At 71.8% G+C, this 14,171-nt stretch carries 18 protein-coding genes and 1 riboswitch; of the genes, 12 read left to right on the top strand and 6 right to left on the bottom strand.

Annotated features, from left to right (window positions below; genetic code table 11):
* The first annotated feature begins 47 nt into the window (after positions 1-47).
* Entirely contained in the window at positions 48-1,229 is a 1,182-nt protein-coding gene (locus tag Ade02nite_RS21060) for an MFS transporter (protein ID WP_203766161.1), read from the top strand.
* Here Ade02nite_RS21060 and dusB read toward each other — a convergent pair.
* Complete coding sequence (dusB, locus tag Ade02nite_RS21055) at positions 1,218-2,366, bottom strand: tRNA dihydrouridine synthase DusB (protein ID WP_203766154.1); 1,149 nt, start codon at positions 2,364-2,366, stop codon at positions 1,218-1,220. The genes Ade02nite_RS21060 and dusB overlap by 12 nt on opposite strands.
* 139 nt (positions 2,367-2,505) lie before the next feature.
* Here dusB and Ade02nite_RS21050 point away from each other — a divergent pair, with 139 nt between their 5' ends.
* A complete protein-coding gene (locus Ade02nite_RS21050) occupies positions 2,506-3,000 on the top strand; it encodes an XdhC family protein (protein WP_239168929.1) in 495 nt (164 codons plus the stop codon).
* Here the strand turns inward: Ade02nite_RS21050 and Ade02nite_RS21045 are convergent.
* The 3 genes from Ade02nite_RS21045 to Ade02nite_RS21035 all read right to left on the bottom strand — a co-directional run bounded on the left by Ade02nite_RS21045 (position 2,997) and on the right by Ade02nite_RS21035 (position 5,279).
* Positions 2,997-4,376 (bottom strand): glycine--tRNA ligase, encoded by a 1,380-nt coding sequence (locus tag Ade02nite_RS21045; protein ID WP_203766152.1) that lies wholly within the window; start codon positions 4,374-4,376, stop codon positions 2,997-2,999. The two genes, Ade02nite_RS21050 and Ade02nite_RS21045, sit on opposite strands and share 4 nt — an antisense overlap.
* A gap of 62 nt (positions 4,377-4,438) precedes the next feature.
* Positions 4,439-4,936 (bottom strand): Rv0361 family membrane protein, encoded by a 498-nt coding sequence (locus Ade02nite_RS21040; RefSeq protein ID WP_203766150.1) that lies wholly within the window; start codon positions 4,934-4,936, stop codon positions 4,439-4,441.
* 10 nt (positions 4,937-4,946) lie between these two features.
* The gene (locus Ade02nite_RS21035) at positions 4,947-5,279 is read right to left on the bottom strand and encodes an antibiotic biosynthesis monooxygenase family protein (protein WP_203766148.1); all 333 of its coding nucleotides are present in this window, start codon (positions 5,277-5,279) and stop codon (positions 4,947-4,949) included.
* Positions 5,280-5,307: 28 nt separating this feature from the next.
* On the opposite strand from Ade02nite_RS21035, the gene Ade02nite_RS21030 reads away from it, so the two are divergent.
* Genes Ade02nite_RS21030 through Ade02nite_RS21000 form a run of 7 tightly spaced genes read left to right on the top strand, consistent with a single transcriptional unit; the run spans position 5,308 to position 9,507 of the window.
* Complete coding sequence (locus tag Ade02nite_RS21030) at positions 5,308-5,562, top strand: DUF6703 family protein (RefSeq protein ID WP_203766146.1); 255 nt, start codon at positions 5,308-5,310, stop codon at positions 5,560-5,562.
* 52 nt (positions 5,563-5,614) lie between these two features.
* On the top strand, positions 5,615-6,526 hold the full coding sequence (locus tag Ade02nite_RS21025; protein ID WP_203766144.1) for a metal ABC transporter substrate-binding protein: 912 nt from the start codon (positions 5,615-5,617) through the stop codon (positions 6,524-6,526).
* The gene (locus Ade02nite_RS21020; protein WP_203766142.1) at positions 6,523-7,305 is read left to right on the top strand and encodes a metal ABC transporter ATP-binding protein; all 783 of its coding nucleotides are present in this window, start codon (positions 6,523-6,525) and stop codon (positions 7,303-7,305) included. The genes Ade02nite_RS21025 and Ade02nite_RS21020 overlap by 4 nt, the downstream gene beginning before the upstream one ends.
* 2 nt (positions 7,306-7,307) lie before the next feature.
* Positions 7,308-8,177, top strand: coding sequence for a metal ABC transporter permease (locus Ade02nite_RS21015; RefSeq protein WP_203766140.1), 870 nt, complete (start codon positions 7,308-7,310; stop codon positions 8,175-8,177).
* A 2-nt stretch (positions 8,178-8,179) separates the two neighbouring features.
* Positions 8,180-8,473 carry an ArsR/SmtB family transcription factor gene (locus tag Ade02nite_RS21010; RefSeq protein WP_203766138.1) on the top strand — a complete coding sequence of 98 codons (294 nt, stop codon included), beginning with the start codon at positions 8,180-8,182 and terminating at the stop codon, positions 8,471-8,473.
* Entirely contained in the window at positions 8,467-8,874 is a 408-nt protein-coding gene (locus tag Ade02nite_RS21005) for a Fur family transcriptional regulator (protein WP_379037121.1), read from the top strand. Before Ade02nite_RS21010 ends, Ade02nite_RS21005 begins: the two co-directional genes overlap by 7 nt.
* Positions 8,875-8,898: 24 nt before the next feature.
* The gene (locus Ade02nite_RS21000) at positions 8,899-9,507 is read left to right on the top strand and encodes a hypothetical protein (protein ID WP_203766134.1); all 609 of its coding nucleotides are present in this window, start codon (positions 8,899-8,901) and stop codon (positions 9,505-9,507) included.
* Here the strand turns inward: Ade02nite_RS21000 and Ade02nite_RS20995 are convergent.
* Both Ade02nite_RS20995 and Ade02nite_RS20990 read right to left on the bottom strand, forming a co-directional pair.
* The gene (locus tag Ade02nite_RS20995) at positions 9,473-9,991 is read right to left on the bottom strand and encodes a DUF6328 family protein (protein WP_203766132.1); all 519 of its coding nucleotides are present in this window, start codon (positions 9,989-9,991) and stop codon (positions 9,473-9,475) included. The two genes, Ade02nite_RS21000 and Ade02nite_RS20995, sit on opposite strands and share 35 nt — an antisense overlap.
* Positions 9,992-10,043: 52 nt before the next feature.
* On the bottom strand, positions 10,044-10,862 hold the full coding sequence (locus tag Ade02nite_RS20990; protein ID WP_203766130.1) for an alpha/beta fold hydrolase: 819 nt from the start codon (positions 10,860-10,862) through the stop codon (positions 10,044-10,046).
* Positions 10,863-10,922: 60 nt separating this feature from the next.
* A riboswitch (TPP riboswitch) is annotated at positions 10,923-11,024 on the top strand.
* 55 nt (positions 11,025-11,079) lie between these two features.
* Here Ade02nite_RS20990 and Ade02nite_RS20985 point away from each other — a divergent pair.
* The 3 genes from Ade02nite_RS20985 (at position 11,080) to Ade02nite_RS20975 (ending at position 14,080) form a co-directional block, all read left to right on the top strand.
* Positions 11,080-11,658: an ECF transporter S component gene (locus Ade02nite_RS20985; protein ID WP_203766128.1), complete on the top strand. Its 579-nt coding sequence runs from the start codon at positions 11,080-11,082 to the stop codon at positions 11,656-11,658.
* An 18-nt stretch (positions 11,659-11,676) separates the two neighbouring features.
* Entirely contained in the window at positions 11,677-13,101 is a 1,425-nt protein-coding gene (locus Ade02nite_RS20980; protein WP_203766120.1) for an ABC transporter ATP-binding protein, read from the top strand.
* A gap of 175 nt (positions 13,102-13,276) precedes the next feature.
* Complete coding sequence (locus Ade02nite_RS20975) at positions 13,277-14,080, top strand: energy-coupling factor transporter transmembrane component T family protein (RefSeq protein ID WP_203766118.1); 804 nt, start codon at positions 13,277-13,279, stop codon at positions 14,078-14,080.
* The last annotated feature ends 91 nt before the right edge of the window (positions 14,081-14,171 follow it).

Genomic DNA, 14,171 nt, shown 5'->3' with positions numbered 1-14,171 from the left:
GGCAGACTGGGACCATGCATCCGGCTTGACGCTGAAACCTCTACGTTGTGCGGGCCCTCTCCGAGGGCGTCCCGCTCTACCCGGTGTACGCGCTGCTGTTCGCGGACGCCGGCCTCACCACGGCCCAGGTGTCGTCGCTGTTCGTCATCTGGTCGGTGGTCGCCTTCGCCGCCGAGGTCCCGTCCGGCGCGCTCGCCGACGTCTGGTCGCGCAAGCGCTCGTATGCGGCGGGCGAGCTCCTGACGGCGGCCGGCTACGCGCTGTGGCTGCTGTGGCCGTCGTACCCCGGCTTCGCCCTGGGCTTCGTGCTGTGGGGCCTGGGCGGCTCGCTCGGCTCAGGCGCGCTGGAGGCCCTGGTCTACGACGCGCTGAGCGACGAGCGCGCCTACACCCGCCTCATCGGCCGCGCCGAGACCGTGTCGATCCTGGCCATGCTCGCCGCCACCCTGCTGGCCACCCCGGCCCTCCACGCGGGCGGCTACCTGCTGGTCGGCGCCCTGAGCATCGCCGTCAAGCTCATCGGCGCCCTGCTGGCCCTCCACCTGCCCGAGACCCGCTCCGCTCCTGCTCCCCCGCACACTCCCGCCCCACCACCGACCGCACCGCAGCCCCCTCCACCAGCCGGCCCCACCCCCGACCGCCACCCGGCGCTTCTCCCCCTCCATCCTCATCACGAGCCGGACATTTCCGAGATCTCGTATTGGCACACCCTGCGAGACGGCGTGCGGGAGGCGGTCGGGACGCGGGTTGTCGCGCGGGCTCTGCTCGTGGCGGCGCTGGTGCCCGGGTTCAGCGCGCTCGACGAATACCTGCCGCTGCTGACCCGGGACAAGGGCGCGCCGACCGACGTCGTACCCCTGTTGTTCGCGGTGACCGCCCTGGCGATGGCCGCCGGAAGCGCGCTCGCCGAAAGAGGTCGCGGCCTCGGCTGGGCGCTCTGCGCAGCGGCGACCCTGCTGGCCGCCGGGGCGCTCGCACCTCACCTGGCCGGGATGGTCGCGGTGTCGGCGGCGTTCGGCCTGCTGCAATACGCGATGATCCGTGCCGAGGCGCGGCTCCAGGCCACGATCACCGGCCGGGCGCGCACCACCGTCCTGTCCGTCGCCGGTTTCGCGAGCGAGGTCTTCGCCGTGCTGCTCTATCTGGGCTTCGCCGTGGACCTGCCGCTGGCCGTGCTCTTCGCCCTGGCCGGCGTGCCCCTGGTGCTCACGGCGCTGCTAGCCGCCTGAGTTCTCCATCTCGGCGCCCTCGGGCACGCTGTCGTCGTCGCGGCTGTCGAGCCATCCGTACGGCAGGGAGACCTTGCCCGGCGCGTTGACACGCCCCCGCGGCTGGCCGAGCGCCTCCTCGGGGAACGGCACCGACGGGTCGAGCTTGGCGAGCAGGTCGTCGAGCTCGGCCAGCGACGACACCATGGCCAGCGCGCGGCGCAGCTCCCCGCCGATCGGGAAGCCCTTCAGGTACCACGCCACGTGCTTGCGGAAGTCGGCGCAGCCGTGCTTCTCGTCCTCGAGCGCGTCGACCAGCAGCTCCGCGTGCCGCGACATGATCTTTGCGACCTCGCCGAGCGCCGGCAGCACCGGCTGGTAGCCGGCGCCCTGGGTGAACGCCGCCTCGAGGTCGGCGAAGAGCCACGGCCGGCCGAGGCAGCCGCGCCCGACCACGACCCCGTCCACGCCGGTCTGCTCGACCATGCGCAGCGCGTCCGACCCCTCCCAGATGTCGCCGTTGCCCAGCACCGGCACGTCGAGCGCCTGCTTGAGCGTCGCGATCGCGTCCCAGTCGGCCTTGCCCGAGTAGCGCTGCTCCGCGGTCCGCGCGTGCAGGGCGACCGCCGCGACCCCGGCCTCCTGCGCGATCAGGCCCGCTTCGACGTACGTCAGGTGGTCGTCGTCGATGCCCTTGCGCATCTTGATCGTGACCGGGATCCCGTACGGCCTCGCCGCCTCGACCGCCTGCCGCACGATCCGCCCGAACAGCTTGCGCCGCCACGGCAGCGCCGACCCACCGCCCCGGCGGGTCACCTTGGGCACCGGGCACCCGAAGTTGAGGTCGATGTGATCGGCGAGCCCGTCCTCACCCACCATGCGCACGGCCCGCGCCGTCACGTCGGGGTCGACCCCGTAGAGCTGAAGGCTCCGGAAGTCCTCGTCCTCCGCGAACGCCACCATCTTGAGCGTCTTGGGAATCCGCTCCACCAGCGCCCGCGTCGTGATCATCTCGCAGACGTAGACCCCGCCCCCCTGCTCCCGGCAAAGCCGCCGAAACGCCACATTCGTGATGCCGGCCATGGGAGCCAGCACAACGGGCGGCCGAACAGCGTGCTTGCCGAGCATGAGAGGCGCGATGGTCACGCCTCCGAGCATGCCATGCCCGCCCGACTCGCCCGAAATCCAGGCGGGCTCAGCCAGTCGCACGCCGAGACTCACCTCCCGGGCAATCTCGCGTCGATCACGCCGGAACGCAGCGATCCGGCCGGCGGCGATCATCTGGCAGAGTCGTGGCGTGAGTGACGAGGAGAAGGCGGCGCTGAGTCCGCGGCGGCTGGTTGTGGTCTTTCACTCCGCCGTCGGTGAGGCTCTGCTGCGGCTCGCCGTCGAGGTGGGCTTTCAGACTGTTCTGGTGGAGCCGGACGCGACGCGGCTTCAGGGGCTGCCCCGGGCGCACGGCGACTCGTTCGTGCACGATCTCGGGGCGGCGCGGCTCGACGAGCACACCGATGTGGTGCTGAGCGACCATCACCGGGCCGAGATCGGTGCGGTGCTGGAGGAGGCGCTCGGGGCGCCGACCCGGTGGATCGGGATCGTCGGCAATCCCCGGGTGGAGGGTCCGCACGTCGCCGCCCTGCGGGAGCGTGGGGTGAGCGAGGACCTGATCGGGCGGGTGCACCGCCCGATCGGCCTCAACATCGGGTCGCGGACGCCGGCCGAGATCGCCGTGGCGACCCTGGCCGGGTTGATCGCGGACCGGAACGGACGTCCCGGCGGATTCGATTTCTAGGCGCCGGGGAGGCGCTTGAGCAGGTAGTCCTCGATCTGGGAGAGGGCGACCCGCTCCTGCTTCATGGTGTCGCGATCGCGGACCGTGACGGCGTCGTCCTGCAGGGTGTCGAAGTCGACGGTGACGCAGAACGGGGTGCCGATCTCGTCCTGACGTCGATAGCGGCGGCCGATGGCCTGCGAGTCGTCGAACTCGACGATCCAGCGCTTGCGCAGGTCCGCCGCCAGGCCACGGGCCTTCGGGGAGAGCTCGGGGTTGCGCGAGAGCGGGAGCACCGCCACCTTGATCGGGGCCAGGCGCGGGTCGAAGCGCATGACCGTGCGCTTGTCGACGCCGCCCTTGGTGTTGGGGGCCTCGTCCTCGTCGTACGCCTCGAGCAGGAACGCCAGCACCGCGCGGGTGAGGCCGGCGGCCGGCTCGATCACGTACGGCACCCAGCGCTCCTGCTTCTCCTGGTCGAAGTAGGAGAGGTCGACGCCGGAGTGCTTCGAGTGGGTGGTCAGGTCGAAGTCGGTGCGGTTGGCGATGCCCTCGAGCTCGGCGAACTCCGTACCGCCGAACTGGAACCGGTATTCGATGTCGACGGTCCGCTTGGAATAGTGCGACAGCTTTTCGCGCGGGTGCTCGTAGAAGCGCAGGTTGCTCTCGGACAGACCCAGGTCGCGGTACCAGTTCCAGCGCTCCTGGAGCCAGTACTCGTGCCACTGCTCGTCCTTGCCGGGCTCGACGAAGAACTCCATCTCCATCTGCTCGAACTCACGCGTACGGAAGATGAAGTTGCCCGGGGTGATCTCGTTGCGGAAGCTCTTGCCGATCTGGGCGATGCCGAACGGGGGCTTCTTGCGGGCCGCCTGCGCCACGTTGTTGTAGTTGACGAAGATGCCCTGCGCGGTCTCGGGCCGCAGGTAGTGCAGGCCCTCGGCGCTCTCGGTCGGGCCGAGGTAGGTCTTCATCAGGCCGTTGAACATCTTCGGCTCGGTGAACGTGCCCTTGTTGCCGCAGTTGGGGCAGTTGAGCTCCTGCAGCGAGGAGGGCAGCGAGCCGTGCTTCGCCTCGTACGCCTCCTCGAGGTGGTCGGCGCGGAACCGCTTGTGGCACGACTGGCACTCGGTCAGCGGGTCGACGAAGGCGTCGAGGTGGCCGGAGGCCGCCCAGACGTCGCGCGCGAGGATGACGGCGGAGTCGAGGCCGACGATGTCGTCGCGCTGCTGGACCATCGTGCGCCACCACTGGCGGCGGACGTTCTCCTTCAGCTCCACGCCCAGCGGACCGTAGTCCCAGGCCGAGCGGGTCCCTCCGTAGATCTCACTGGAGGGGAAGACGAAGCCTCGGCGCTTGGCCAGGCTGACGACGGCGTCGATACGGTCGGCGGGCATGTTCCTCCTACGCCGGCTGGGTGTCGGCGGGGACAGCGTTATGGGATCGGGACGAACAGAATTTACTCCGCGAGCTCGCACACCTCGAACTGGCCCGTTGTCGTGTCCTGGTCGAGCAGCGCGGTCAGCTCCTCGACGTCGCCGCCCGCGAAGGTGGCACGGACCGGCACGGAGATCTGGTAGGTCAGCTCGAGGTCGCCGAGGGTCCACTGCACGATGGGCTCCTCGGCGGAGATCCGGGTGCGGAACTCCGCCTGGGTCTCGTCGCGCTTCGCACGATCACAGAGGCTGTCGTACGCGTCCGCGTAGTTGCCCGCCTTGAGCGCGCTCAGGTAGTCGCCGACCGCCGCCTGCGCCTGCTCTTGCAGCGCGCCGGAGGCCGACGAGAGCAGGCCCACGAGCGCCGCGGCCCCGCCGCCGCAGACGAGCACCAGCACGCCGGCGCCGATGCCGAGGCCCATGCCGATGCGGCGGCCCTTGCCCTCGACCGGCGGCGCCGGGAACGGAGGCTGGACACCGGGCCCCTGAGGAGGCGGCGGAACGAAGGTGGGCGCCGTCATGACGGCAACACTAGTCGGCGGCGCGGTCGCTGGGGGTCTCGACCACCTTGCCGCCGGGCTCGGCCGACGCGAGCGTCTCGAACGCGGACGGCTCGTCGATCGACTGCGACAGCAAAGGCGTGGCGTGCACCTTGACATCGAAGGCGCCGAGCGCGCGGCGGTAGGCTCCGACCGACTCCCATTCGGTGACGAGGGTCCATGTGGAGGTGTCCTCGAGGGCACGGGTGAGCCGGCCGGAGAGATATCCGGGCCGTTCGGCGAGGGCGCCGAGCGCGGCGTGCGCCCGGGCGACGAAGTCGTCCCGCGTGTCGGGCTGTACGGCGAAGCGGTTGAGCACCAGCATGCGACAAGGGTATGAGAGGGAGTGACGCGTGACACCGTCGGACAATCTGTTGCGCCGGCTGGCCCGGGTGAGCCCGACCACGGCGTTCGTGCTGGCGCTGGCCGTGCTGCTGGCCGGGCTCTTCCTGCCGGGCATCGTCGGCGCGGCGCTGCTGGTGGTGCTGGGGCTGGGCCTGGCCACGCTGACCTTCACGACCTGGCCGGTGCAGTCGCCCTCGACCCGGGTCATCCGGGTGGTCCTGCTCGTTCTTCTCCTGTCCGCCGCGGTGGCCAAAGCTCTGTGACGCGACCCATGCGCTTTTGACAATCATTATCATTGTCGGCGACAGTAGAGGCATGCGCCGACTCCTCGCCGTCCTGCTCCCGCTGGCACTGCTCGCCGGGTGCGGTGCGGGCTCCGGCAGCACGGACGGCAAGCTCGCCGTGGTCACCGCGTTCTACCCGCTGGAGTTCCTGAGCCGGCGCATCGGCGGCGACCAGGTCGACGTCTCCAACCTCACCAAGCCGGGCGCCGAGCCGCACGACATCGAGCTCACCCCGCGCCAGGTCGGCGACGTGGCCGGGGCCGGCCTGGTCGTCTATCTCAAGGGCTTCCAGCCGGCGGTCGACGAGGCCGTCGCCCAGGAGGCCAAGGACAAGGCCTTCGACGCCGCGTCGGTGGTCACCCTGCTGGCCGCCACCGAGGACGACCACGCGGGCGAGGAGCACGAGCACGAGACGGCCGAGGGCGGCATGGACCCGCACGTCTGGCTCGACCCGGTCCGCTTCGCCACCATCGCCGACAAGCTGGGCGAGCGCCTCGGCCAGGCCGACCCGGCGCACGCCGCCGACTACACCGCGCGCGCCACGGCCCTGCACAGCGAGCTCGACAAGCTCAACACCGAGTACGCGACGGCGCTCAAGACCTGCGCGCGGCGCGAGATCGTGACCAGCCACGAGGCGTTCCACTACCTCGCCGACCGCTACGACCTCACCGAGATCGGCATCACCGGCATCTCGCCGGAGGCCGAGCCCTCCCCGCAGCGCCTCGCCGAGGTCGCCGCACAGGCCAAGGAGACCGGCGCCACGACGATCTTCTTCGAGACGCTGGTGAGCCCGGCCGTCGCGGAGACCATCGCCCGCGAGGTCGGCGCCAAGACCGCCGTCCTCGACCCCCTGGAGGGCCTCACCGACAGCGGGGCCGACTACTTCTCCGTGATGCGCGCCAACCTGAGCGCGCTCACCACCGCACTGGGGTGCACAGCATGAGCATCGTCGACGTACGCCATCTGGCCGTCGGATATGAGGGCCGCGAGATCCTGCACGACGTCTCGCTGAGCGTCGACCGCAAGGAGGTCGTCGCGATCCTGGGGGCGAACGGCTCCGGGAAGTCCACTCTGATCCGTACCGTCCTGGGTCTCGTGCCGATCGCCCGCGGCGAGATCGACCTGTTCGAGACGCCGCAGCGCCGCTTCAGGCAGTGGGCCCGGGTGGGCTACGTGCCGCAGCGCCTCGGCGCCGGCAGCGGGGTGCCGGCCACGGTCGGCGAGGTGGTCGCCTCGGGCCGGCTGGCGCGCCGCGGGATCTTCCGGCTGCCCGGCGCCGCCGACCGCGACGCCGTGCGCGACGCGCTGGCCGACGTGGGCCTGCTCGACCGCGCCGACGACCCCGTCGCCACGCTCTCCGGCGGCCAGCAGCAGCGCACGCTGATCGCCCGCGCGCTGGCCGGCAAGCCCGACCTGCTGGTGCTGGACGAGCCCACCGCGGGTGTGGACGCGGCCAGCCAGGAGGCGTTCGCCGCGTCGCTGCGCCGCTTCGGCGACAACGGCGGCACGATCCTGCTGGTGGCGCACGAGCTCGGCCCGCTGCGACCGCTGATCGACCGCGCCGTGGTGGTGCACGAGGGCCGCATCGCCTACGAGGGCGCGCCCCCGGAGCCGGCCGGGCACCACGCCGAGCCGGACCACGACCACGTGCACCCGCACGCCGTCCAGCCCGCCGCCGGCATCTGCGAGTGGGCCCCCACGGACCGGATGGCAGCGAACTAAGAATGGATCTCTTCCAGTACGACTTCATGATCCGGGCGATGATCGGCGCGCTGATCATCGGCCTGGCCGCGCCGTCGCTCGGCATCTACCTGGTGCAGCGCCGGCTGTCGCTGATCGGCGACGGCATCGGTCACGTCGCGCTCACCGGCGTCGGCGTGGGCCTGCTGCTCAACCAGTCCCCTGTGCTGGCCGCGGTGATCGTCTCGGCGATCGGCGCGATCGGCGTGGAGCTGATCCGCGAGCGCGGCCGCACCTCCGGCGACCTGGCGCTGGCCCTGCTCTTCTACGGCGGCATCGCCGGCGGCGTGGTGCTGGTGTCCCTCTCCGACGACGCGAGCAGCAACAGCCTCATCCAGTACCTGTTCGGCTCGCTGATCACGACGTCGCCCACGGACATCGTGCTGATCGGCGTCCTCGGCGCGCTGGTGCTGATCGCGATGCTGGGCTTGCGGCCGGCGCTGTTCGCGGTCTGCAACGACGAGGAGTACGCGAGGGTGAGCGGCCTTCCCGTGCGTACCCTCAATCTGCTGATGGCCGTGACCACCGCGGTGACCGTGACCATCGCGATGCGCACGGTCGGGCTGCTGCTCGTCTCGGCCCTGATGGTCATCCCGGTCGCCGCGGCGCAGCAGGTCACGCGCGGCTTCCGCGGCACGATGGCGGCGGCCATGGCGATCGGGGTCGGCGCGGCCGGCGCCGGGGTGATCTTCTCGGCCGAGGTGGACACCCCGCCCGGCGCGACCACGGTGATCCTGGCCCTGGCGCTCTTCGTCGCGATCGCCGTCGGCAGCGCCGCCTGGCGGATGATGCGCCGCCGCAGTCAGCCGCCGCGCGAGGTGGAGCCCCCGGACGTCGTCCTCCAGAAGGCGTGAGAATGTCGGGATATGAGGCGTACGAGTCGGCCGGAGAGCTGCTGCGGGCACTCTCCGCGCCGATCCGCGTCGCGATCGTCGCGGAGCTGGGCGCCGGCGAGCGCTGCGTGCACGAGCTGGTGGAGAAGCTCGGTGCGCCGCAGCCGTTGGTGTCCCAGCATCTGCGCGTGCTGCGCGGAGCAGGCGTCGTGCGAGGTGCACGACGCGGCAGGGAGATCGCATACTCCCTGGTGGATGAGCACGTCGCGCACATCGTGGCCGACGCCGTGAGCCATGCGAGGGAGGTTCGATCGTGAGCGCCGAGAGTCAGCAGCGCAACACCAAGCAGCGCAGCGCGGTCAGCGCGGTGCTGGCCGAGACCGAGGGCTTCAACAGCGCCCAGGAACTGCACGCCATCCTGCGGGAGCGCGGCGAGCGGGTGGGCCTGACGACCGTCTACCGCACGTTGCAGGGCCTGGCCGACGCCGGCGAGATCGACGTGATGCGCCCGCCCGGCGGCGAGCACCTCTACCGGCGGTGCAGCCAGGGCCACCATCACCACCTGGTGTGCCGCTCGTGCGGCCGCGCGGTCGAGGTCGAGGGCCCGGCGGTCGAGTCGTGGGCCGAGAAGGTGGCCGGCAAGCACGGCTTCGTCGACGTCTCGCACACGATGGAGATCTTCGGAACGTGCCCGGACTGCGCCGGGAGCGCCGGCTGAGCGGACACATGGGACGCTGACCGCGTGAAGCTCTACGCCGACAGGGTTCCCACCGCCGTCCGCCAGCTGATCACCGACGTCGTCGTGGTGATCTGGGTCTACCTCTGGGTCCGCGCCGGCCTGTGGGTGCACGACATGGTCGAGAAGCTGGGCGTGCCCGGCGCGAAGCTGGAGAGCGCCGGCGGCGGCATAGCCGACAACCTCTCCGACGCCGGCGGCAAGGTCGGCCAGGTGCCGCTCGTCGGCGACCAGCTGGTCAAGCCGTTCGCCGGGGCCGCCGACGCGGCCCGCAACCTGGCCGAGGCCGGCCGCCAGCAGCAGGAGGTCGTCGGCCGGATGGCGGTCATCGTGGCGCTGGCCGCGGTCGCCGTGCCCCTGGCGCTGGTGCTGTTCGTGTGGCTGCCGCTGCGCGTGCGCTGGATCCGCCGGGCCGGGGTCGCCACCGCCGTGCGCGACGAGCCCGCCGGCCGTGACCTGCTGGCGCTGCGGGCCCTGGCGAGCCAGCCACTCAACCGGCTCGCCAGGCTCGGCCCCGACATCGCCCAGAGCTGGCGCAACGGTGACGCCGAGGCGGTCGACGCGCTGGCCGAGCTCGAGCTCAGGCGTCTCGGTCTGCGGGGCTCTCGCCGCTAGCCTGTGCGTAGTCCGCGTCCTCGCTGTCGTCCTCGATCCAGTTGCGGCGCAGCCACGGGATGCCGGCCCAGAAGGTCACGAAGAAGATCGCGGTGAGCGCGCTGAAGATGAAGGCGATCGGCCGGGCCAGGATGAAGTCGGTGATCAGCAGGACGCTGGCGACCATCGAGACGAGCAGGAAGGCGAGGCCGCCGCTCGCCATGCGGTGGGCGTAGCGGACGAGCTCGGGCTTGCGGCCCTGGCGGAACAGCGCGCGGTGGAAGGCGACCGGCGCGATGATCATCGCGGTGGCGCCGGCCGCGGCGAGCAGCGCGACGACGTACGTGTCCTTCTGGAATTGGGTGACCTTGGGGAAGCCGCTGCTGAACGGCAGGGTCAGCAGGAAGGCGAAGAGGATCTGGATGCCGGTCTGCGCGACGCGGAGCTCCTGGAGGAGGTCGGCGAAGTTGCGGTCCCAGCGCTGCTTCTCGGTCTCGTCTTTCATCCGCGGCTTCTCGGGTGCCATGCCGCGTCGGATACCCCAAGGTGAACGCGAATCAAACTCCCTGGATACGGGAGAGGGCTGCGCCGGCGAGCGCGGAGGCGGCCTGTTCCGGGATCCAGTGGCTGATACCGCGCATAGCGACCATCTGGTAATCGGCGTCGACCCAATCGCGGGTGCGCAGGGCCGCGGTCAGCGAGACCACGCCGTCTTTGTCACTCCAGACGTACGTGGTGGGCACGCTGATCAGCCGTACGTCGGCCATCTGGTCGGCGGTGAACGCCCGGTACCAGTTGAGGCCGCCGGTCAGGCGCGCCGGCTCGCGGTTCGCGTCGACGTAGAGCTGGGCCCGCTCCCCGATCGGCCGCAGCATCAACCGCAGCATCGCCGCGTCCCGGGCGAGCAGCATCCGCTCGGCGACCCGCGACTGGAAGACCTTGAAGTACGCCAGCCGCGCTCGCTGGGCGGGCCGGACCCGCAGCGCGAGCCGCAGCGCCTTGGGGTGCGGCACGGAGACGGCGGTGAGCGTGCGCACCCGCTCGGGATGCCAGGCGGCGAGCAGCCAGCCGACGTTCGCGCCCCAGTCGTGGCCGATGACGTGCGCGGATTCCAGGCCGAGCGCGTCGAGCACGCCGATCGCGTCGGCGACGGCCTCGGTGATCCGGTACGCGCCGACGTCCGCCGGCCGCGCGCCGGGCGAGGTGCCGCGCTGGTCCATCGCGTACGTCCGCAGACCGGCCTCGTGCAGCCGCGGCGCGAGGAGGTCGAACTCGCGGTGGTCCTGCGGGAAGCCGTGCAGCAGCAGGACCGGCTCACCGTCGTCCGGGCCGCCCTCGTACACGTCGAACGTCAGTCCCCGGGCCTTGACCTCCATATGTGATCACTCCCTCGATGTGCGAAAAGCGAATCCGGTGTTAGCGTCATCGAAACTAGTGCAATCGGACAGGGGAGCGCACAGCGCTGAGAGTGCGGGCGACCGCAGACCCTCGTACCTGATCTGGGTAATGCCAGCGCAGGAAGTTCGGTCGATCCTCCAGCCGCGCCGTGACCACGGCGTGCGTCTCCTCCCGGTACAAATCGGGAGGTTCACCATGAAAACCACCAATCGGTGGCGCACGATCGACATCGTGATCGCCTCGATCATCGCCGTCGCGTTCGGCGTGATCTTCTGGGCGTGGGGCCTGCTCTGGAACGGCCCCGCCGACGCCATCCCGCTGCCCGGCCGGGCCGTCATCTACGGCGTGTGGCTCGTGCCGGCCGTGCTCGGCGCGCTGATCGTGCGCAAGCCGGGCGCCGCCTTCTACACCCTCTCGCTCGCCTCGCTGGTCTCCGCCGCGATCGGCACGAGCTGGGGCTGGACGCTGATCATCCAGGGCCCGCTGGAGGCGCTCGGCGCGGAGGCCGTCTTCGCCGCCTTCGCCTACAAGGTCTACCGCCTGCCGGTGGCGCTGCTCGCGGCCACGGCGGCGGGCGTGGTGGCGTCCGTCTACGACGCCTTCGTCTGGTACGGCGGCACGTCGTGGGCCACCATGCGCATCTGGTACATCCTGATCACCGCGGCGTCGTCGCTGGTCATCGCCGGCTTCGGCAGCGTGGCGCTGACCCGCGCGCTGGCGCAGACCGGCGTGCTCGACCGGTTCGCGGCGGGGCGTTCGCGCGCGCTCGTCTGATCTGGTCTCATTCCAGACATGAGTGAGGTCGTCCTCCGCGGTTTCGGCTGGCGGCACGCGGGCCGCCGCGCCTGGGCCGTCCGCGACGTCGACCTGCGGATCGCGCACGGTGAGCGGGTGCTCCTGCTCGGCCCCTCGGGCGCCGGCAAGAGCACCCTGCTCGCCGCGCTCGCCGGCCTGCTCCCCGAGGACTCCGGCGAGTCCGAGGGCACCATCGAGATCGACGGGCTCGACCCGCGCAAGGCCCGCGACCGGGTCGGCATCCTCTTCCAGGACCCGCAGACCCAGCTGGTGATGGCCCGCAGCGGCGACGACGTGGCGTTCGGCCTGGAAAATCGCGGCGTGCCGGCGGCCGACATCTGGCCGCGGGTCAGCGACGCGCTCGACCGCGTCGGCTTCCCCTACCCGATCATCCGCTCGACCGCGGCGCTCTCCGGCGGCGAGGCGCAGCGGCTCGCCCTGGCCGGGGTGCTCGCCCTGCACCCCCGGCTGCTGCTGCTCGACGAGCCGACCGCCAACCTCGACCCGGACGGCGCCACGCTGGTCCGGGAGGCCATCGAGCGCTCCCACGACCAGGACTCCTCGATGATCATCGTGGAGCACCGGGTGGCCGAGGCCCTGCCCCTGGTCGACCGCGTGGTGGTGCTGGAGCCGGGCGGCGGCATCCGGGCCGACGGCGCGCCCGAGCTGGTGTTCGCCGCCTACGGCGATCGCCTCGCCGACGAGGGCGTCTGGGTGCCCGGCTTCACGATTCCCCCGCTCAAATCACGATCAACGGCCAACCCCTCGCTGGTACGAGCTGAGGACGCGGCCGTGGCGGGCCGGCTCTCCCCGGTGTCGTTGGGCGTGGGCGAGGGCGAGGTCCTCGCCGTGACCGGCCCGAACGGCGCGGGCAAGTCGACGCTGGCCCTGCTGCTCGGCGGCCTGCTCGCGCCCACCGGCGGCCGGATCCAGGGCTTCGGCGACCCGAAACCGCCGCACCGCTGGCGGGCCGCCACGCTGACCGGGCGCATCGGCTCGGTCTTCCAGAACCCGGAACACCAGTTCGTCACGTCGCGCGTCGCCGACGAGCTGGCGGTCGGCCCGCGCCGGCTCGGCCGCTTCGACCAGACGGTGATCGACGACCTGCTCGACCGGCTGTGCCTGACAAAGCTGGCGGCCGCCAACCCGTACACCCTCTCCGGCGGCGAGGCGCGCCGGCTGAGCGTGGCGACGGCGCTGGCCACGGCGCCGCGGCTGCTGGTGCTGGACGAGCCGACGTTCGGCCAGGACCGGCGCACGTGGATCGAACTGGTCACGCTCCTGGCGACCCTGCGCGACGACGGCCACGCGGTCGTGGCCGTCACCCACGACGACGACTTCGTGCAGACGCTCGCCGACCGCACGTTCCCGCTGGGCACGCCCCGCTTGCCCGACCCGCTCCCCCGCCGGCGGCGCATATGACCCCGCTCCCCTCGCCGACGGCGCCCACGACCCTGCGCCCCTCGCGGATGGCGCACACGACCCCGCTCCCCTCACCGACGGCGCACACGACCCCGCTCCCCTCACCGACGGCGCACACGACCCCGCTCCCCTCGCCGACGGCGCCCATGACCCCGCTCCCTCGCCGGTGGCGCGCATGACCCTCGTCCTGGAGCCGATCGCCGACCCGGCGGCGCCCCTGGCCCGGCGCAACCCCGTGGCCAAGCTGGGCGCGGCGCTGCTCTTCACGCTGCCGCTGATCTCGACGCTGGACCCGCTCACCCCCGCCATCGCGCTCGCCATCGAGCTGGCCGTCCTGCCCCTGTTCGGCGTGCGCTTCGGCGTCCTGGCCCGGCGGGCGTGGCCGCTGCTGGTCGCGTCGCTGGGCCTGCTGGTCACGATGGTCCTCTTCGCCGCCGACCGGGGCGGCACGCTACTGCTCGACCTGGGCCCGTTCGACGTGACGACCGGCGTGCTGGTGTCGGCGCTCGGCCTGATCCTGCGCCTCTTCGCGATCGCGGTCCCCGGCGTCATCGTCTTCGCCACCACCGACCCGACCGACCTGGCCGACTCCCTGGTGCAGAACGCGAAGGCCCCCGCCCGCTTCGCGATCGGCGCCCTGGCCGCGTTCCGCCTCCTGCCCCTCCTCAACCACGAGTGGCAAATGATCACCTTGGCCCGCCGAGCCCGCGGCGTCGACGCCGGCCGCAACCCCTTCGCGGCCCTGCGCCTGTTCACCTCGACGGCCTTCGCCCTGCTGGTCGGCGCCCTCCGCCGAGGCGGCCGGCTGGCCACAGCCATGGACGCCCGCGGCTTCGACTCGGGCATCCCCCGCACCCACGCCCGCCGCCAGATCTTCACCACCGCCGACACCTGGCTGCTGATCGGCGCCGTGGCCCTGGCGGCGGTCGCCCTGGGCACGAGCATCGCGCTGGGCCTGTTCCGCCCCATCATCGGCTGACCGCCACCGCTTATCGGCCGACCACTGCCGTCATCAGCCGACCGAGGCCGTTATCGGCCGACCGCACCGTTAGCGGCCGACCGCAGCCGCT

Origin of the sequence: Paractinoplanes deccanensis, assembly GCF_016862115.1 — a bacterium.
Lineage (GTDB): Bacteria > Actinomycetota > Actinomycetes > Mycobacteriales > Micromonosporaceae > Actinoplanes > Actinoplanes deccanensis.
This window is presented reverse-complemented; position numbering and strand designations above follow the sequence as displayed.

What these genes read in the sequence shown, in the direction of transcription:
- dusB (WP_203766154.1), bottom strand. Translation starts at nt 2,366, where the DNA reads ATGCTCGGAGGCGTGACCATCGCGCCTCTCATGCTCGGCAAGCACGCT.
- Ade02nite_RS21045 (WP_203766152.1), bottom strand. Translation starts at nt 4,376, where the DNA reads ATGCCCGCCGACCGTATCGACGCCGTCGTCAGCCTGGCCAAGCGCCGA.
- Ade02nite_RS21040 (WP_203766150.1), bottom strand. Translation starts at nt 4,936, where the DNA reads ATGACGGCGCCCACCTTCGTTCCGCCGCCTCCTCAGGGGCCCGGTGTC.
- Ade02nite_RS21035 (WP_203766148.1), bottom strand. Translation starts at nt 5,279, where the DNA reads ATGCTGGTGCTCAACCGCTTCGCCGTACAGCCCGACACGCGGGACGAC.
- Ade02nite_RS21025 (WP_203766144.1), top strand. Translation starts at nt 5,615, where the DNA reads ATGCGCCGACTCCTCGCCGTCCTGCTCCCGCTGGCACTGCTCGCCGGG.
- Ade02nite_RS21020 (WP_203766142.1), top strand. Translation starts at nt 6,523, where the DNA reads ATGAGCATCGTCGACGTACGCCATCTGGCCGTCGGATATGAGGGCCGC.
- Ade02nite_RS21015 (WP_203766140.1), top strand. Translation starts at nt 7,308, where the DNA reads ATGGATCTCTTCCAGTACGACTTCATGATCCGGGCGATGATCGGCGCG.
- Ade02nite_RS21010 (WP_203766138.1), top strand. Translation starts at nt 8,180, where the DNA reads ATGTCGGGATATGAGGCGTACGAGTCGGCCGGAGAGCTGCTGCGGGCA.
- Ade02nite_RS20995 (WP_203766132.1), bottom strand. Translation starts at nt 9,991, where the DNA reads ATGAAAGACGAGACCGAGAAGCAGCGCTGGGACCGCAACTTCGCCGAC.
- Ade02nite_RS20990 (WP_203766130.1), bottom strand. Translation starts at nt 10,862, where the DNA reads ATGGAGGTCAAGGCCCGGGGACTGACGTTCGACGTGTACGAGGGCGGC.
- Ade02nite_RS20985 (WP_203766128.1), top strand. Translation starts at nt 11,080, where the DNA reads ATGAAAACCACCAATCGGTGGCGCACGATCGACATCGTGATCGCCTCG.
- Ade02nite_RS20980 (WP_203766120.1), top strand. Translation starts at nt 11,677, where the DNA reads ATGAGTGAGGTCGTCCTCCGCGGTTTCGGCTGGCGGCACGCGGGCCGC.
- Ade02nite_RS20975 (WP_203766118.1), top strand. Translation starts at nt 13,277, where the DNA reads ATGACCCTCGTCCTGGAGCCGATCGCCGACCCGGCGGCGCCCCTGGCC.